Source organism: Agrobacterium sp. SUL3 (genome assembly GCF_001263295.1).
GTDB classification, from domain to species: Bacteria; Pseudomonadota; Alphaproteobacteria; order Rhizobiales; family Rhizobiaceae; genus Agrobacterium; species Agrobacterium tomkonis.
The window spans coordinates 225,916-242,801 of sequence record NZ_KQ414509.1 but is presented as its reverse complement, the minus strand read 5'-3'; the positions used below and the strand labels follow the sequence as shown (position 1 = coordinate 242,801).

The 16,886-nt window shown below is 58.0% G+C and carries 17 protein-coding genes and 2 pseudogenes; 8 read left to right on the top strand and 11 right to left on the bottom strand.

Going from position 1 to position 16,886, the window contains the following annotated elements; translation table 11 throughout:
* Window positions 1-218 precede the first annotated feature (218 nt).
* From gshB to rsmI, 10 genes and pseudogenes are all read right to left on the bottom strand, one after another.
* On the bottom strand, window positions 219-1,178 hold the full coding sequence (gshB, locus tag AKG12_RS20475) for a glutathione synthase (protein ID WP_046799443.1): 960 nt from the start codon (window positions 1,176-1,178) through the stop codon (window positions 219-221).
* Window positions 1,179-1,421: 243 nt separating this feature from the next.
* On the bottom strand, window positions 1,422-1,934 hold the full coding sequence (locus tag AKG12_RS20470; protein ID WP_046799283.1) for a cupin domain-containing protein: 513 nt from the start codon (window positions 1,932-1,934) through the stop codon (window positions 1,422-1,424).
* A 110-nt stretch (window positions 1,935-2,044) separates the two neighbouring features.
* Window positions 2,045-3,145 carry a sn-glycerol-3-phosphate import ATP-binding protein UgpC gene (locus AKG12_RS20465; protein WP_046799282.1) on the bottom strand — a complete coding sequence of 367 codons (1,101 nt, stop codon included), beginning with the start codon at window positions 3,143-3,145 and terminating at the stop codon, window positions 2,045-2,047.
* Between the two features lie 10 nt (window positions 3,146-3,155).
* A complete protein-coding gene (ugpE, locus tag AKG12_RS20460) occupies window positions 3,156-3,998 on the bottom strand; it encodes a sn-glycerol-3-phosphate ABC transporter permease UgpE (RefSeq protein WP_046799281.1) in 843 nt (280 codons plus the stop codon).
* A gap of 11 nt (window positions 3,999-4,009) precedes the next feature.
* Complete coding sequence (locus AKG12_RS20455; RefSeq protein WP_197283338.1) at window positions 4,010-4,984, bottom strand: ABC transporter permease; 975 nt, start codon at window positions 4,982-4,984, stop codon at window positions 4,010-4,012.
* Between the two features lie 83 nt (window positions 4,985-5,067).
* Window positions 5,068-6,366, bottom strand: a complete 1,299-nt coding sequence (locus AKG12_RS20450; protein ID WP_046799279.1) for an extracellular solute-binding protein — start codon at window positions 6,364-6,366, stop codon at window positions 5,068-5,070.
* Between the two features lie 144 nt (window positions 6,367-6,510).
* Window positions 6,511-6,675, bottom strand: a pseudogene (locus AKG12_RS31415) (DapH/DapD/GlmU-related protein); the annotation flags it as partial.
* Window positions 6,676-6,900: 225 nt separating this feature from the next.
* A pseudogene (locus tag AKG12_RS31410) lies at window positions 6,901-7,038 on the bottom strand (maltose acetyltransferase domain-containing protein); the annotation flags it as partial.
* Window positions 7,039-7,074: 36 nt separating this feature from the next.
* Complete coding sequence (locus tag AKG12_RS20440; protein WP_052820226.1) at window positions 7,075-7,443, bottom strand: YraN family protein; 369 nt, start codon at window positions 7,441-7,443, stop codon at window positions 7,075-7,077.
* Window positions 7,433-8,374, bottom strand: coding sequence for a 16S rRNA (cytidine(1402)-2'-O)-methyltransferase (gene rsmI / locus AKG12_RS20435; protein ID WP_052820225.1), 942 nt, complete (start codon window positions 8,372-8,374; stop codon window positions 7,433-7,435). The genes AKG12_RS20440 and rsmI overlap by 11 nt, the downstream gene beginning before the upstream one ends.
* A 267-nt stretch (window positions 8,375-8,641) precedes the next feature.
* On the opposite strand from rsmI, the gene dnaN reads away from it, so the two are divergent.
* The 6 genes from dnaN (at window position 8,642) to AKG12_RS20405 (ending at window position 13,398) form a co-directional block, all read left to right on the top strand.
* A complete protein-coding gene (gene dnaN / locus AKG12_RS20430) occupies window positions 8,642-9,760 on the top strand; it encodes a DNA polymerase III subunit beta (RefSeq protein ID WP_046799275.1) in 1,119 nt (372 codons plus the stop codon).
* Window positions 9,761-9,955: 195 nt separating this feature from the next.
* A complete protein-coding gene (gene pmtA / locus AKG12_RS20425; RefSeq protein WP_052820224.1) occupies window positions 9,956-10,549 on the top strand; it encodes a phospholipid N-methyltransferase PmtA in 594 nt (197 codons plus the stop codon).
* A 94-nt stretch (window positions 10,550-10,643) separates the two neighbouring features.
* Window positions 10,644-11,240 carry a histidine phosphatase family protein gene (locus AKG12_RS20420; RefSeq protein ID WP_052820223.1) on the top strand — a complete coding sequence of 199 codons (597 nt, stop codon included), beginning with the start codon at window positions 10,644-10,646 and terminating at the stop codon, window positions 11,238-11,240.
* Between the two features lie 4 nt (window positions 11,241-11,244).
* On the top strand, window positions 11,245-11,952 hold the full coding sequence (gene pyrF / locus AKG12_RS20415) for an orotidine-5'-phosphate decarboxylase (protein WP_046799272.1): 708 nt from the start codon (window positions 11,245-11,247) through the stop codon (window positions 11,950-11,952).
* Window positions 11,953-11,972: 20 nt separating this feature from the next.
* Window positions 11,973-12,260, top strand: a complete 288-nt coding sequence (locus tag AKG12_RS20410) for a DUF1330 domain-containing protein (RefSeq protein ID WP_052820222.1) — start codon at window positions 11,973-11,975, stop codon at window positions 12,258-12,260.
* A gap of 157 nt (window positions 12,261-12,417) precedes the next feature.
* Window positions 12,418-13,398: a complex I NDUFA9 subunit family protein gene (locus AKG12_RS20405; protein ID WP_052820221.1), complete on the top strand. Its 981-nt coding sequence runs from the start codon at window positions 12,418-12,420 to the stop codon at window positions 13,396-13,398.
* Between the two features lie 598 nt (window positions 13,399-13,996).
* Here AKG12_RS20405 and AKG12_RS20395 read toward each other — a convergent pair.
* Window positions 13,997-14,803 (bottom strand): undecaprenyl-diphosphate phosphatase, encoded by an 807-nt coding sequence (locus AKG12_RS20395; protein WP_052820219.1) that lies wholly within the window; start codon window positions 14,801-14,803, stop codon window positions 13,997-13,999.
* A 158-nt stretch (window positions 14,804-14,961) separates the two neighbouring features.
* Between AKG12_RS20395 and AKG12_RS20390 the strand changes: the two genes are divergently transcribed.
* Together AKG12_RS20390 and queG are read left to right on the top strand one after the other, a co-directional pair.
* On the top strand, window positions 14,962-15,654 hold the full coding sequence (locus AKG12_RS20390; RefSeq protein WP_046799268.1) for a glutathione S-transferase family protein: 693 nt from the start codon (window positions 14,962-14,964) through the stop codon (window positions 15,652-15,654).
* 79 nt (window positions 15,655-15,733) lie between these two features.
* Window positions 15,734-16,885 (top strand): tRNA epoxyqueuosine(34) reductase QueG, encoded by a 1,152-nt coding sequence (queG, locus tag AKG12_RS20380; protein WP_082178959.1) that lies wholly within the window; start codon window positions 15,734-15,736, stop codon window positions 16,883-16,885.
* Window position 16,886 lies beyond the last annotated feature (1 nt).

The following is a 16,886-nucleotide window of genomic DNA, read 5'->3' as shown; positions in this document are numbered from 1 at the left end:
CAAGACCCGAAACATATCTGAAAGGCGGGTCAAATCTCGGTGGAAATACCGGGTCACTTCTCAGTGAAAATCAACACCATGGCGGCCACCCGCAAGCAACGTGCCATAAGGCAAAGAATAAAACAAGAACATCCGGTGAACAATTTCACGCGGGCGATGTATTTTAGTTGTGTCTAGTTGTACCCACGGAACAAACGGGGTTCGGTCGGCAAATCGCTTCAGAAATCCTGAGCTTCGCGCTTTTTCTCGATGGCGTCCCACAATAGGCTTGCCACATCGGCGCCGCCGAATTTCTGCACCTCACGAATGCCGGTCGGTGAGGTGACGTTGATCTCGGTGAGATAATCGCCGATCACATCAATACCAACAAAGAGGAAACCACGCTCGCGCAGGGCGGGACCGATACGACGGCAGATTTCCTTCTCGCGCGCCGTCAGTTCCGTCGGCTCTGGCCGGCCACCGGCATGCATGTTGGAACGGGCATCGTTTTCCGCCGGCACGCGGTTGATTGCGCCCACCGGCTCGCCATCCACCAGGAGGATACGCTTGTCGCCCTTGCGGACGTCAGGCAGATATTCCTGGGCAATATAGGGCTCGCGGAACATCTGGCCGAACATTTCCAGCAGGGAGGAGAAATTGCGGTCATCACGCGCCGAATGGAAGACACCCGCACCGCCATTGCCATAAAGCGGCTTGAGGATGATATCGCCCATTTCATTGCGGAACCGGGCAATCTCGGCCACGTCCTTGGTGATCAGGGTCTTCGGCATCAGATCGGCGAATTCGGTGACGAAAATCTTTTCCGGCGAGTTGCGCACCCAGGCCGGGTCATTGACAACAAGTGTTTTGGGATGAATGCGCTCCAGCAGATGGGTGGAGGTGATGTATGCCATGTCGAATGGCGGATCCTGACGCAGATGGATGACATCCATGGTCGAAAGATCAACGCGCTCCGGCTCTGACAGCGAGAAATGGTCACCCTTTATGTCACGCAGTTCCATCTGCTCGACGGCGGCGTAAATCTTGCCGTCACGCATGGAAAGACGCTCTGGCGTATAGTGGAACAGCCGGTATCCGCGCGCCTGCGCCTCAAGGCTCATGGCGAAAGTGGAATCACCGGCAATGTTGATGCCGGAGACATGATCCATCTGGATCGCGACGTTCTTGATCTTCGCCATGCGCATGTTCCTCTTGCAGCATGCGGACGCCTTACCGGCCCACAGTGCCCACTATCCCGTCTTTTCAAAATTCCCTGCAGGACCGGGAGAACCCCGGAAATGCTTCAGAAAACCCTGAAGATGTAGGGCAGCGACCATTCAAAGGCAACTGCTGCAAGCGGTGGCTTGTGTGAGTTTTATTGAACCTTCATAATTCCGCCGGTGGAGCCGGGTGGGTTCCACCGACCCGGCTATTTTACCAGTTCAGGCGGCCAGCTTGTAGGAACTGCCGGAAAACAGCTTGTTCTTGACGCGATAGGCGAGAGCCAGCGCCCTGGGGAACGGACGGCGCATGAAGGCGACCTTGCGGACATAGTCATCTACCCGCCAGGTGGCCCATGTTCCAGCCCGGAAATAGGCGACGTCGCCAACCCGCAGGATGCTGACCGAACCGTCTTCGGCCGTCACATGCACCTCGCCTTCCAGAATATAGACGGTTTCATCCCAGCCGAAGAACCAGCGGAACTCACCGGCCGTGCAATCCCACATGGCGGTGCTGGAAGCGCGGTCGCCGCTTCGGGAATGATCGGCCGCACGCGCCTGGGGATCGCCGGAAATGATCCAGTCGGGATTGATGGGGGCAGGCTGAAGCCGCAGATCGGTGCAAGACGCGCTGACAACGGCCTCGTCTTTTGCTCCGCGCAGATAGGCCGGCAATATTGGCACCGTGCGGATCGCCATGGTTGCAGCCGCCGCGAACATCATTTTGAACGACATATTAGAAAACCCCCGTGAAATATTGGAGGTCTTCTATCATCGGGATCGTAACAAAGCGGTTTTGACAATCGGCGCAATTTTAGTCATCGCGCCGATTTCTTCCGAGGTGATCAGGCCGTCGCCAGCTGCGCGGTCTGTACCTTGATCTGTTCCGCCTTGCCGGCGATGCGTTTGCCGGTTTCGTTGGAGAAGAAGTGCAGTTTTTCCGGCGCTATCGTCACCGACAATGCGGACGGAACCTCAACATCCGGCGGGAAAGCCACTGTCAGGTTCTGATCGCCGATCATGCCATGCACGAGGCGCTGCGAACCCAGTTCCTCGATATAATCGACACGCAACGCAAGGCCCTGCTCGCCCGCCGCGGCAATGCGGAAATCCTCCGCCCGCATGCCCACCGTCACCGACCCCGAAGCGGGTGCAAAACCGTTGAGCGCAAACAGTGACGGACCGATGGCGAGGCTATCACCATGCAACTCGGCATTCAGCAGGTTCATGGCGGGAGAGCCGATGAAGCTGGCGACGAAAGTGGAGGCGGGGGTGTGATAGACATCAAGCGGCGCGCCGATCTGTTCGATGCGGCCGCCATTCAGCACCACCAGACGATCAGCCAGCGTCATGGCCTCAAGCTGATCGTGGGTGACATAGATGGATGTGGTGCCGAGGCGCTTTTGCAGGCGCTTGATTTCACCGCGCATGGAGACGCGCAGCTTTGCATCAAGGTTAGACAGAGGCTCATCGAACAGGAAGGCCGCCGGTTTGCGAACGATGGCACGGCCCATGGCGACACGCTGCCGCTGGCCGCCGGAAAGGGCGCGCGGTTTGCGCTCCAGATAGGGTTCGAGCTGCAGCATACGGGCGGCTTCGGCCACACGTGCATCGATCTCCGCCTTCGGCGTCTTGCGGTTCTTCAGCCCATATTCCAGGTTCTGGCGCACCGACATATGCGGATAAAGCGCGTAATTCTGGAACACCATGGCAATATCACGGTCAGCGGGATCGGCCTGATTGACCACCCGGTCGCCGATCTTCACCGTGCCTTCGGAGATGTCCTCAAGGCCGGCAACCATGCGCAGGAGCGTGGACTTGCCGCAGCCGGAGGGGCCGACGAGAACGATGAACTCACCGTCCCTGATGTCGATATCGACGTGATGCACGGCGCGCACGCCGCCATGATAATCCTTGCAGACCTGACTGATTTCAATAGCGGCCATTTCGGTCTCCTTATTTATCGCTCTCGGTGAGGCCCTTGATGAACCAGCGCTGGAATACGATGACGATCAGCACCGGCGGCAGCATGGCCAGAACGGCGAGTGCGAAAGCTTCGTTGTAATCGGGAATTTGCGAACCGACCCAGACCTGCAGGATCGACTTGATGCCACGCATCAGGGTGAAGAAACTTTCATCCGTCGTCATCAGCATCGGCCAGAGATACTGGTTCCAGCCATAAACGAACATGATGATGAAGATCGCCGCCATCATGGTGCGTGACAGCGGGATGATGACATCGATGAAGAATTTGAACGGCCCTGCCCCGTCGATGCGGGCGGCCTCCAGCAGTTCTTCCGGAATGGATTTGAAGAATTGCCGGAAATAGAAGGTGCCCGTCGCAGACGCCAGAAGCGGCACGATCAAGCCGGTATAGGAGTTCAACAGGCCAAGTTTGCTCATCACCTCATAGGACGGCATGATGCGCACTTCGAGCGGCAAGAGCAGCGTCGTGAAAATGATCCAGAAGGCGAGTGTCGCAAAGCGGAAGCGGAAATAGACGATCGCATAGGCCGCCGTCATCGACAGGACGATCTTGCCCACGGCAAAACCAATGCCGAGGATCAGCGAATTGAGCACCATGTTGAGGCCGGTGATCTGCCCGGTGAAGCCGCCCTTCTGGGTCAGGACCTTTTCATAGGTTTCGACGAAATTGTCGCCCGGAACGATCGCCAGACCGGTGCGATGGATTTCCGCCGCCGTGTGCGTGGAGGTCATGAAAGCCACGACAACAGGCAGTATCAGGAACAGCGCGCCGGTTATCAGCACCAGATGGTCGAGGGGTTTTGTCTTGTACATCGTCTTTTCCCTCAATTGTAATGGATGCGCTTCTCGATGAAGCGGAACTGGATGATGGTGAGGACGAAGACGACCAGCATCAGAATGACGGACTGGGCCGAAGAACCACCGATGTCATTGCCGCGGAAACCGTCAAGAAACACCTTGTAGACCAGCGTGATGGGGTTGTTGGCCGCCTTGTCCTTCACCATCACGTCGATGACGCCGAACGTATCGAACAGGGAATAGGTGATGTTGATGATCAGCAGGAAGAAGGCGGTGGGCGCCAAAAGCGGCATGATGACCGTCCAGAACCGGCGAAAGCCGGAGCGGCAATCGATGGCGGCCGCCTCACGCACAGCGACGGACACACCCTGAAGCCCGGACAGGAAGAAGATGAAATTATAGGGGATCTGCTTCCACACGGCGACGACGACCATGGCAAAGGCCGTGTCGAAATAATTAAGGCCGACCTTCATGTCCCAGCCGAAAAACGCCGCCATCTTGACGAAGGGGCCGATATGCTGGTCGAAAAACATCATGCCGATGAGGCCGGCAACCGGCGGCGCGATGGCATAAACGGAGATCAGCAACGTCTTGTAGGTCGAACTGCCGCGAATGACCGCATCCGCCTTGACGGCCAGCAAAAGGCCGAGCGCCAGTGAAAAGAAGGTCACCAGCACGGTGAAAACGACCGTGAATTTGGCAATGTTGAGATATTCCGGATTGAATATCGCGTCCGAATAATTGGCGAAGCCCACGAATGAGGCCCCGAAGCCGAAAGGGTCTTCGAGATAAAACGAAGACTGAATGGCCTGGACGGACGGCCAGTAGAAAAAGATGAAAATCACCGCAAGCTGCGGCGCCAGAAACAGGTAGGGTACGAAGGACGAGGAGAACTGTACGCGCTTCATGCCGGCTTCAGCTGGCTTGGCGGGTTTTCCAGTCTTGGCGGACCAGCCGGATAAAAACCGGGCCAGACGCGGTTGAGACGATGTATAGGCCACGCTTGCGCCTCCTTATCCAGAAGCGAGCCTCCCTTCCGTCGGAAAGGAGGCTCGACAACGATCATTGGTTTCGAAAAGATCGATCAGCCGGCCGTCTTGGCGAAACGGGCCAGAAGGTCGTTACCTTCCTTCTCGATGATGTCGAAGGCGTCCTTCGGCGTAACTTCGCCGGAGAAGATGCGGTTATATTCGCGTTCCATGACGGCGCGGATCTGCGGGTAGAAGCCGAGGCGATAACCCTTGGACCATTCACCGCCCGGCAGCGACAGCTGCTGGATGCCGACTTCGGCGACCGGCTTTTCCTTGTAGAAGCCTTCAGCCTTGGCCTTTTCGTAGGCGGCCTTGGTGATGGCGACGTAACCGGTTGCCTTATGATAGAAGACCTGGATTTCCGGCGAGGTCAGGAACTGGAAGAAGTCAGCCACGCACTTGTTTTCGGCTTCGGACTTGCCGGACATTGCGAAGAGGGCAGCGCCGCCGATGAAGGAGTTGGTGCCAGCGCCCTTGATGGAGCCCCAGTAGGGAAGGAAGGTTGCCGAGAACGGCATGGTTGCCGTCTTCTGCAGGCCACCGAACGAACCGGAAGAACCGATCCAGAAAGCGACCTTGCCTTCTTCAAACGGCTTCTGGTTGTCGTTCCAGCCGGCGCCGTAATAAGCGAACAGGCCCTTGTCCTTCCAGTCCTTCAGCTTGTCGAACATCATGACGAGGTTCGGATCGGTAAGCTTCAGCTTGGTGTCGGTGACGCTGTCGTAGCCGTTATTGTTGGTGGCGAACTGGATGTTGTTGCGGGAGAAGAAGTTCTCCGTGAACTGCCAGGTCAGCTGCGACTGGACGAGCGGGATGTAGCCGGCTTCTTTCAGCTTCGGCGCAACCTGTTCGAACTCTTCCCAGGTCTTCGGTGCTTCGACGCCGGCCTTTTTCAGGGCTTCGTCGTTGACATACATGATCGGAGCAGAGGAGTTGAAAGGCATGCCGACGAACTTGCCATCAGCTGCAGCGTAGAAATAACGCACGCCGTTGATGAAGGCTTCGCGGTCGAACTTGTAACCGGCCTTGTTGATCAGGTCTTCCGCAGGAATGACCGCGCCCTTGGCGTTGATGATGGTGGCCGCGCCGGCATCGAAAACCTGGAGGATGTTCGGCTGCTCGCCGGAACGGAAGGCGGCGATGCCGCTGGCCAGTGCTTCTTCGTAAGAGCCCTTGGAAACCGGCGTCAGAGCGCATTCCTTCTGGGCTTCGTTGAACTTCTGGGAAACTTCGTTGATGACTTCGCCGTTACGGCCGCCCATACCGTGCCACCAGGTGATGTTGGTCGCAGCCATGGAAGACGTTGCCGAAATGCTGACCGCCACTGCGGCCATGGAAATCTTCTTCAACATTACTAAATCCTCTCCACCATTTATTGGGATGAGGATGCGAATAGAGGGGTTCCATGACGCCTCTTTAACAGTTTCATGTCAGATTTGTTACGGCGCCTGTTAATGAACTCCGTTCTTTCAAAAATGGGTGTCTCAGGCGTCCTTGCGCTTTATCGGACGGGCCGGATTTCCCACCACCGTCGCGCCCGGCGGCACATCCCGCGTCACCACCGAACCGGCACCGACGATCGCCCCATCACCAATGGTAATGCCGGCCAGCAGGATTGCGCCGCCGCCAATCCAGACATCACGGCCGATTGTCACCGGCTTTGCGATTTCAATGCCTTGCGCGCGCGGAACCGGGTCCAGATGGTGTTCAGCACAATAGATCTGCACGGCCGGACCGAGCATTGCCCCATCGCCGATCACCACCCTGGCGGAATCGAGAATGACGCAGCTGGTATTCAGATAGACATTCCTGCCCAGCGTGATGTTGAAGCCGTAAGCGCAATGAAACGGGGCTTCGATAAATGCGCCTTCCGCGACAGAGGCGAAGAGGGCGTGCAGCAGCGGCGCCATGGCTCCGCGCTCATCCGGCAGCGCGGCATTGTGCTGGTGAACGGCCCGGCGCGCGCGCAGGCGCAGCCCATCCAGTTCGGCATCCATGCAGCTATACCATTCGCCCGCGGCCATTTTTTCGCGCTCGCTGGACATTGCCTTCCCTCCCCCTCAAAACGCGTCGATGAAATGCTGCGGCAGGCGTCGCGGCAGAATGGCGACGATATCGAAGCGCAGTGAAAACCGGGCAGCATCACCGCGACGGGAGAGCCAGAGATCGGCGGCGGCCCGGATGCGCTGCTGCGAATGGAAGCCCACCGCATCGATAGCCCCCAGCCCGGAAGATCGCGCCTTGACCTCGATGATCGCAACGACATCCCGCTTGCGGGCGATGAGGTCGATTTCCCCCAACCGGGTACGATAACGAATGGCGAGGATGCGATATCCCTTCACCAGCAGATAGAGTGCGGCCCAATATTCCGCCGTGTGGCCGCGCCGCTCGGCCTTGCGTCTTTTGTTCCTTCGCGCGTCAGCCGCCATCCCTGTCCTTCATATCCAGCAGGCGTTGATAAAGCTCCTTGCGTGGCAGGCCGGTCAGTTTCGATGCCTCGCCCGCGGCCTTGGCTGCAGGCATAGTCGCGACCAGATCCTTAAGGAGCTTTTCGACATCCTCGATATCGGGAATTTCGTCATAGGAGGGCGGCTCAATCAGAAGTACGATCTCGCCCTTCACCACACGATCCTCGTCATAATAATCGGCAAGCTCGCTGAGCGTGCCTCGCCGGAATTCCTCGAAAGTCTTGGTCAGCTCGCGGCAGACCACGGCGCGCCGGTCGCGGCCAAGCACTTCCGACGCCACCTTGACGGTGGTGCCGATGCGGCGCGGCGATTCAAAGAAGATCAAAGTGGCGGGGGTTTTCGCAAGTTCGGCAAAACGATCCCGCTTGCCGCGGTCCTTCACCGGCAGGAAACCTGCAAACAGAAAGGCATCGCTCGGCATGCCCGATCCGACAAGGGCGGCAAGCGGCGCCGATGCGCCCGGTACCGGCACAACGCGATGGCCTGCCTCAAGTGCCAGCTGACCAAGACGATAACCGGGATCGGAAACAAGCGGCGTTCCGGCATCCGATACCAGTGCCACGGATTTTCCGGCTTCCAGGGCGGCGATGAGCTTCGGCCCCGCTTCGTTCGCATTGTGCTCGTGATAGGCGAGTGGGCGCGTGCGAATGCCGTAGCGTTCAAGCAGGATACGGGTGACGCGGGTATCCTCGCAGGCGAGAACATCCGCCGAAGCCAGCGTCTCCAGCGCACGGATGGTAATATCGCCGAGATTGCCGATGGGGGTGGCCACAAGATAGAGCGCCGGTTCCAGCGGCCGTGCCGGAATGGTGGCCGTACCGATCCTGAATTCCCTTGTTGCCTGTCTGGCATCGCTGTTCGATAGTTCTTCCGTCACACGGCTTCCAATCATTCTGGCCGATTATTGCCGGCCGGTCGCTCCGGTTTTTCCTCCTTTATGGGCAATAGAAAACCGGCGAACAAGGTCCATGGACAGTTCCAGCCTGTGGATCATGCTGTATAGCAGCAAAATGAGCGGAAGCAGACGCACTCGGCTCTTGCATTTTCTGCAATAACTCTGCCATTTTGCCCGTCCACATTATCCGGCTTTTTGCCGGTCAAGACTCTTCTTGCCGATCCGGCGGTGGCCGGTTCGCAACGGTTGAAAGCGGTAGCGTCCATGCGTATTACTCTTGAGCGGTCGAACCTTCTTAAATCGCTGAACCACGTGCACAGGGTTGTCGAGCGTCGTAACACCATCCCGATCCTGTCCAACGTCCTGCTTCGCGCATCCGGCGCCAATCTGGACATGAAGGCGACCGACCTCGACCTCGAAATCACCGAAGCAACACCGGCCATGGTGGAACAGGCGGGTGCCACCACCGTGCCGGCACACCTGCTTTATGAAATCGTGCGCAAGCTGCCTGACGGTTCCGAGGTGCTTCTGGCCACCAACCCTGATGGCTCCACGATGACGGTTGCCTCCGGCCGTTCGAAATTCTCGCTGCAATGCCTGCCGGAAACCGATTTCCCTGACCTGACAGCCGGCACCTTCAGCCACACTTTCAAACTGAAGGCGACCGATCTGAAGATGCTGATCGACCGGACGCAATTTGCGATTTCCACCGAAGAAACGCGTTATTATCTGAACGGCATCTTCTTCCACACCATCGAAAGCGGCGGCGACCTTAAGCTGCGCGCTGTCGCGACGGACGGTCACCGTCTGGCGCGCGCCGATGTGGATGCGCCCTCCGGTTCCGAAGGCATGCCTGGCATCATCATTCCGCGCAAGACCGTCGGCGAATTGCAGAAGCTGATGGACAATCCGGAACTGGAAGTCACCGCAGAAGTCTCGGACGCCAAAATCCGCCTGACTATCGGTTCGGTGGTTTTGACCTCGAAGCTCATCGACGGCACCTTCCCGGATTACCAGCGCGTGATCCCCACCGGCAACGACAAGGAAATGCGCGTCGATTGCCAGACCTTCGCGCGGGCTGTGGATCGTGTCTCGACGATTTCGTCCGAGCGCGGCCGCGCCGTGAAGCTGGCGCTAACTGACGGCCAGTTGACGCTGACCGTCAACAATCCCGACTCGGGAAGTGCTACCGAAGAAGTGGCCGTTGGTTACGACAATGATTCGATGGAAATCGGCTTCAATGCCAAATATCTCCTCGACATCACTTCGCAGCTTTCCGGCGAGGATGCGATTTTTCTGCTGGCAGATGCCGGATCGCCGACGCTCGTTCGCGACACCGCCGGCGATGATGCACTCTATGTTCTGATGCCGATGCGCGTTTAAACGGCTGTTTTTTGCCAATTCAATCAAAAACGCCGGTGGATCGCTTCACCGGCGTTTTTTGATTCGGCTACCGCGCGTTTCAAACGATAAGCGAATTTTTCCAGTTACGACATTTTGCCTTGTTTTTGCGCCAAATGAGATCAACAGTGCGTAACCGTTTTTTGACAATGACCAAAAATGTATCCGAGGGGAATTATGGCACTTAACCTGAAGCAACGCCTTGAGCAGAAATTTGAGGAAGAAATCCGCTTTTTCAAGGGCATGGTGAGCCAGCCGAAAAAAGTCGGCGCCATTGTCCCGACATCGTCGATCACGGCGAAAAAAATGGCGAGTGTCATCAATCCCCATTCCGGCCTGCCGGTTCTCGAACTCGGCCCGGGCACGGGCGTCATCACCAAGGCCATTCTGGCGCGCGGCATCAAGCCGGAAAGCCTGACGGCCATCGAATATTCGACCGATTTCTATAATCAGCTGCTGCGGAGCTACCCCGGCGTCAATTTCGTCAATGGCGACGCCTTCGATCTCGATGCGACACTCGGTGAACACAAGGACCAGATGTTCGACAGCGTCGTTTCCGCCGTGCCGATGCTGAATTTCCCGATGGCCGCCCGTATCAAGCTTCTTGACGAATTGCTGAAGCGCGTGCCGCATGGCCGCCCCGTGGTGCAGATATCCTACGGTCCGATTTCCCCGATCGTCGCGCAGCCGCATCTCTACCACATCCGCCATTTCGATTTCATCGTGCGCAATATTCCGCCGGCACAATTGTGGACCTATACGCGGGCGTAACCATTCGACAGAATGGCTAAGACCGTCATTTCCCGGTCGTGACGGATGGTTAGGGTGTTGGTTTGCCCTTTCCATTGCTTTGAGGACCGGTTTCATGCACGCGCTTTATATCACCCATCCTCAGGTCAAGATCGATCCGATGGTTCCCGTTCCTGATTGGGGGCTTTCGGACAGGGGTGCCGAGCGGGCGCGGGAGGCAAGCCGCCTCTCCTGGGCGCGGGCGTTGCGGCGCATCGTTTCCAGCGCCGAAACCAAGGCGATCGAAACCGCCCGTATCCTCGCGGAAACCTCCGGTGCGGCGATAGAGATTATCGAAGCGATGCATGAAAACGACCGGTCCGCTACCGGATTCCTGCCGCCGCCGGAATTCGAAAAGGCGGCGGACTGGTTCTTTGCCCACCCTGACGACAGTTTTCACGGTTGGGAAAGGGCGATCGACGCGCAGACACGGATCGTCGGCGCCGTCAAAGCTGTTCTCGACAGGCACGAACCACAACAGCCCATCGCCTTTGTCGGCCATGGCGGCGTGGGCACGCTGTTGAAATGCCATATTGAAGGTCGTGGCATCAGCCGCGCCAAGGACCAACCTCCTGGCGGCGGCAATCTTTTCCGCTTTTCCATCGCCGAGTTTTCACTTGCAGCCGCGTCTCCCACATGCGACTGGACGCCAATGGAAACATGGCAGGGATAAGACAATGACCGCGCGCGAAAAACTCATCGTCGGGCTGGACGTTCCGACTGTGCAGCAGGCCGAAGACATCGTTTCGAAAATCGGCGACGAGGTTCTCTTCTACAAGATCGGTTATCAGCTGGTATTCGCAGGCGGTCTCGAATTTGCGCGTGACCTTGTTCAGAGCGGCAAAAAGGTCTTTCTCGACATGAAGCTGCTCGATATCGACAATACCGTCGCATCCGGTGTCGAAAACATCGCCCGCATGGGCATGTCGATGCTGACCCTGCACGCCTATCCGAAGGCCATGCGCGCCGCGGTCAAGGCGGCCGAAGGTTCCGGTCTCTGCCTGCTCGGCGTCACCGTGCTGACCTCGATGGACGACAGCGATCTGGCGGAAGCCGGTTACGCCTCGGATGCCCGTTCGCTGGTGCTGCGCCGGGCGCAGCAGGCGCGTGAGGCCGGCATGGGCGGCATCGTCTGCTCGGCGGAGGAATCGACGGCAGTGCGCGAAATTCTCGGCCCGGACCTCGCTGTCGTCACCCCCGGCATTCGCCCGGCTGGAGCAGATCTCGGCGACCAAAAGCGGGTGATGACGCCTTACGATGCCATCAAGGCCGGCTCGAGCCATCTGGTCGTCGCCCGTCCGATCGTCAGGGCGGAAGACCCGAAGGCGGCAGCCCGCGCCATTCTCGATGACATGCTGCGCGCCAGCTTTCCGGCCAATCAGTAACGACAATCGGAGGAGATGAAATGGCAAAGGGATATTGGATCGCCCACGTCGATGTACGCGACAATGAGCGCTATAAAGATTATGTCGCGACGGCGAAGCCCGCTTTCGAGCGGTTCGGCGCCAATTTCCTCGCTCGGGGCGGCGCTTTGACCGAACTGGAAGGAAAGGCGCGCGGACGCAACGTCGTGATCGAGTTCCCCTCGGTGCAACACGCCATCGATTGCTACAACTCCCCCGAATACCAGGCTGCGGCCAAAATTCGTCAGGACATCGCCGATACCGATATGATGATCGTCGAAGGAATTTGACGAACTTCAATCCGATTTGCAAAACTTGGCCGATTTGCAAAACTTGGCTGATTTGTAAAACCTTGGCCATGCCTTGCGACAACGTCTCTTCACGCGCGCGCGGCTTTGGGCTAAGAGACTGAAAAACGCTTTATCGACAGCTTCTGAGGAGCCTCCCATGACCTTGGCCAACCTTCCACCCCTCGTCACCGTTTTCGGCGGTTCGGGTTTTGTCGGGCGGCATGTCGTGAGAATGCTCGCCAAGCGCGGTTATCGTATCCGCGTTGCCGTGCGTCGCCCGGATCTTGCCGGTTTCCTGCAGCCGCTCGGCAATGTCGGCCAGATTTCCTTCGCCCAGGCGAACCTGCGTTATCGCGACTCCATAATCAAAGCCGTCGAAGATGCAGACCACGTGGTCAATTGCGTCGGCATCCTGACCGAAAGCGGCCGCAACACCTTTGACGCCGTGCAGGAATTCGGCGCCAAGGCCATTGCCGAAGCCGCCCGCGACGCCGGCGCGACGCTGACGCATATCTCTGCCATCGGGGCGGAAGCAAATTCGCAGACCGGCTATGGCCGCACCAAGGGCCGCGCTGAAGCCGCCATCCATTCCGTTCTGCCAGGCGCGGTGATCCTGCGCCCGTCGATCATTTTCGGACCGGAAGACGATTTCTTCAACAAATTCGCCAAGATGGCCCGCAGCCTGCCTTTCCTGCCGCTGATCGGCGGTGGAAAAACCAAATTCCAGCCTGTTTATGTCGAGGATGTCGCCGAGGCGGTTGCCCGCAGCGTCGATGGCAAGCTGAAGCCCGGCGCTATCTACGAACTTGGCGGTCAGGACGTGATGACGTTCCGCGACTGTCTTGAGGCCGTTCTTGCAGCAACTTACCGTCAGCGTCCTTTCATCAATCTGCCTTTTGGCGTCGCCTCGATGATCGGCAAGATCGCTTCACTGGTCCCGCTCATCACGCCACCGTTGACGGCCGATCAGGTGACCATGCTGAAAAAGGACAATGTCGTTTCCAGCGAGGCGGAAAAGAACGGCCTGACACTGGAAGGCATCGGCATCAACCCCGTTCGTGTCGCTTCGGTTCTGCCCTCCTACATGGTGCAGTATCGCACACATGGTCAGTTCTCCAACGCCGGAAAAGCCGCCTGAAACTGCACTTCAGGCATCGCCATTTTGAACGGAAGCGGGAGCCATTCCCGCTTTTTGTTTTTGCGCGATTGAATTGCAACCAAACCGCTATTGGCGCATTTCTCCCTCAACTGAAGGGGAGGTGCAGCATCAACACGGACGGCGTTGCAAAGCCGGGTAAAAGTTAACGGCTATCTGGCCACAACAGGTAAGCGTGGCACAAGCGCAACTGTGGAAAAGACTTCGCATTAACCCGGTATTCAGCAAGCTCCTTTATTGATATTGGCCACATTCCAAACATATCCCGGACCCTCAATTCACACACGGCGGCATCATCCGCGCGAACGAACGTCTGAAAGGCAATCATAAAATGGGCAGATCTATCGCACTCTTTTTTGCGTGTGCGGCTTTGGTGGTTCTGGCGGGTTCTTTCATGGCGCCGGGAACGGTTGCGGCGGGTAAGAGCGGTTGCGCTCCCGCTTACGGCGTCGATCCCTGCGCAACGGCTTCGATCAGCACCAACTGATCAGCCTCTACAAGCTTCAAAGAAAAAGCGCCTCCAGTTTTCCGGGGCGCTTTTTCATTTTCAGTCCGGCCATTCGAGAGGGCCGGCATTGGCTTAGCCAAAAACCAGAAGTGCTATCAGTCCCAGCGAGCCGATGACGATACGCCACCAGGCGAAAGGTGCAAAACCGCGCCGCGAGACGAAGTCCAGCAGCGAGCGCACAACGAACAGGCCGGAGACAAAAGCGGCGATGAAACCGACGGCAATCAGCGCGCCATCATCGAAGCTCAGCGCATCGCGGTTCTTGTAGAGATCGAGGGTAAAAGCGCCGAGCATGGTTGGCATTGCCAGGAAGAACGAGAATTCGGCAGCGGAACGCTTGTCCGTGCCCATCAGCAGCGAGCCGACGATTGTGGCGCCGGAGCGGGAGGTGCCGGGGATCATCGCAAGGCACTGGAACAGGCCGATCTTGAAGGCGAGCGACGGCGGATAATCCATGATGTCGGTATATTTCGGTTTTAATGGCATGCGGTCGACAGCAAGCAATATGACGCCGCCGATGATCAGGACGACACAAATCAGCATTGGTGTTTCGAAAAGCACCGTCTTGATGAAGTCATGCGCTAAGGCCCCGATCACCGCCGCCGGCAGGAAGGCAAGCGCGACGGCCAGCACGAAGCGGCGCGCCTTCGCGCTGGTCGGCAAAGCGAGTGCGATCGACACAAGTTTTTGAAAATAAACAAGAAGGATTGCGAGGATCGCACCGAGCTGAATGAGGACGGCAAAGGTATTGCCGGGTGATTTGAAGCCGAGGAAATGCCCGGCCAGCAGCACATGCGCCGTTGAGGAAACGGGAATAAACTCCGTCAGACCCTCGATAATGCCCAGCAGAAGCGCGCTGATGATCGATTGGTCACCCATGAGGTATCCTTTTTTTCAGGGGAAAGCGGCAATGGAAAGCAATTGCGTTAAACTTGTTTTAAAGTAGCCAAGCTCTTATAGCGTCTTGATGAAGCGAAACTGAAAAAGTTTTCCGGCAAATGCCGATCATGACAACCAATCGTAAAAATTGAGTACCGATGCCAACTCTCTTTCATTCTCCGATGTCGACCGCATCCCGGTTCGTTCGTCTGATCCTCGCAGAATACGGGTTCCAGACCGATCTCGTGGAAGAGCAGCCGTGGGAAAGACGACGGGAGTTTCTGGCGCTCAATCCGGCCGGCACCCTGCCGGTCTATCTGGATGACAATATGCGCTCGCTGAGCGGGCCTTACGTGCTGGCCGAGTTTCTTGACGAAACGCATGGGGTTTTGAAGCGCGACAGGCGACTTCTGGCAGAAGACCCGTTTCAGCGGGCGGAAATCCGCCGCCTGACCGAGTGGTTTCTGCAGAAGATGGAAAATGACGTGACCCGGCCGCTGGTGCGGGAGCGGGTTTATAAATTGCAGATGACGACAGCGCAGGGTGGCGGTCCGCCGGATTCCAAGCTGTTGCGCACTGCCCGCAACAATATCCGCCAGCACATCAAATATCTGGAGTGGCTGGCCGGTTCGCGAACATGGCTTGCCGGCGACCGGTTGAGCTATGCCGACCTTGCCGCCGCAGCTGGCGTTTCGGTGCTGGATTATCTTGGTGAGATCAACTGGCTCGAGGCGCCGATTGCCAAGGAATGGTATCAGCGGCTGAAATCCCGTCCCTCTTTCCGGCCGTTCCTGAGCGAGCGCATTCCGCGCCTTGCCCCTTCCTCCCACTACGCCGACCTGGATTTTTAAAGCCTCGCCTTCCCGGTTATTTGCTGCGGCCCGCGTTGAGCATATATATGTCGCAGATTAAAACTCGGGAGAAACGGCCATCGACGTTGCCAGCGACAAGCAGCGGATACGCGCGCGCAAGCTGACGGATTTCGTTCGTCAGGAAGCGCTTTCGCTTGGCTTTGATCTCTGCCGCATCACCACACCGGACAGCATTCCGCTGGCGCCGGAACGGCTGAGGCTGTTTCTCGAGAAGGGTTACCACGGCACGATGGCGTGGATGGAAGAAACGGAGGCTCGCCGGGCTGAGCCGAAAACGCTGTGGGGCGATGTGCGCTCCATCGTCATGTTCGGCCTCAATTATGGCCCGGAGGAAGACCCGCGCGGCCTGCTTTCCAAACCGGACAAGGCGGCCATTTCGGTCTATGCCCGCAATCGCGATTATCACGACATCATCAAGGGCCGGTTGAAAGAGATTGCCACCCGCTTTGCCGCACGCGCCGGTGAGGATGTGAAGGTCTTTGTCGATACCGCGCCGGTGATGGAAAAACCGCTTGCCGCCGCCGCCGGGCTTGGCTGGCAGGGCAAACATACCAATCTGGTCAGCCGCACCCACGGCTCATGGCTGTTTCTTGGCAGCATGTTCACCACCGCCGAGCTCTGTCTTGATGAGGCCGAGAAGGATCATTGCGGCTCCTGCCGCGCCTGTCTCGATGCCTGTCCGACAGCCGCCTTCCCCGCTCCCTATCAGCTCGATGCGCGCCGCTGCATCTCCTACCTCACCATCGAACACAAGGGGCCGATCCCGCACGAATTCCGGCCGATGATTGGCAACCGCATCTATGGCTGCGACGATTGCCTTGCCGCCTGTCCGTGGAACAAGTTCGCAGCGAGCGCCTCCGAGATGAAATTGCAGGCCCGCGAAGATCTGAAGGAACCTTCCATTTCCTTCTTGCTGACGCTCGACGATGCCGCCTTCCGCAGCTTTTTCAGCGGCTCTCCGGTCAAGCGCATCGGTCGCAACCGGTTTATCCGCAATGTGCTGATCGCAGCGGGAAACTCCGCCGACCGGCAATTCGTTGAGCAATGCAAGTCTCTCGCCGAAACCGACCCTTCGCCGGAGGTGCGTGGTATGGCCGCATGGGCTTTGTCGCATCTTATGGACAGGGAGGAATTCCGTACTTACTCTGCCACCCGTGCGCCGGAATCTGATCCGGAGGCGGCAATGGAATGGCAACTGGCAAAGGCGTGAC

Coding starts and splice junctions, on each gene's coding strand:
- rsmI (WP_052820225.1), bottom strand. CDS start 8,374: ATGATTGGAAGCCGTGTGACGGAAGAACTATCGAACAGCGATGCCAGA.
- AKG12_RS20465 (WP_046799282.1), bottom strand. CDS start 3,145: ATGGCCGCTATTGAAATCAGTCAGGTCTGCAAGGATTATCATGGCGGC.
- gshB (WP_046799443.1), bottom strand. CDS start 1,178: ATGGCGAAGATCAAGAACGTCGCGATCCAGATGGATCATGTCTCCGGC.
- pyrF (WP_046799272.1), top strand. CDS start 11,245: ATGACCGCGCGCGAAAAACTCATCGTCGGGCTGGACGTTCCGACTGTG.
- AKG12_RS20420 (WP_052820223.1), top strand. CDS start 10,644: ATGCACGCGCTTTATATCACCCATCCTCAGGTCAAGATCGATCCGATG.
- AKG12_RS20470 (WP_046799283.1), bottom strand. CDS start 1,934: ATGTCGTTCAAAATGATGTTCGCGGCGGCTGCAACCATGGCGATCCGC.
- pmtA (WP_052820224.1), top strand. CDS start 9,956: ATGGCACTTAACCTGAAGCAACGCCTTGAGCAGAAATTTGAGGAAGAA.
- AKG12_RS20450 (WP_046799279.1), bottom strand. CDS start 6,366: ATGTTGAAGAAGATTTCCATGGCCGCAGTGGCGGTCAGCATTTCGGCA.
- AKG12_RS20405 (WP_052820221.1), top strand. CDS start 12,418: ATGACCTTGGCCAACCTTCCACCCCTCGTCACCGTTTTCGGCGGTTCG.
- AKG12_RS20390 (WP_046799268.1), top strand. CDS start 14,962: ATGCCAACTCTCTTTCATTCTCCGATGTCGACCGCATCCCGGTTCGTT.
- AKG12_RS20410 (WP_052820222.1), top strand. CDS start 11,973: ATGGCAAAGGGATATTGGATCGCCCACGTCGATGTACGCGACAATGAG.
- ugpE (WP_046799281.1), bottom strand. CDS start 3,998: ATGTACAAGACAAAACCCCTCGACCATCTGGTGCTGATAACCGGCGCG.
- AKG12_RS20395 (WP_052820219.1), bottom strand. CDS start 14,803: ATGGGTGACCAATCGATCATCAGCGCGCTTCTGCTGGGCATTATCGAG.
- dnaN (WP_046799275.1), top strand. CDS start 8,642: ATGCGTATTACTCTTGAGCGGTCGAACCTTCTTAAATCGCTGAACCAC.
- AKG12_RS20440 (WP_052820226.1), bottom strand. CDS start 7,443: ATGGCGGCTGACGCGCGAAGGAACAAAAGACGCAAGGCCGAGCGGCGC.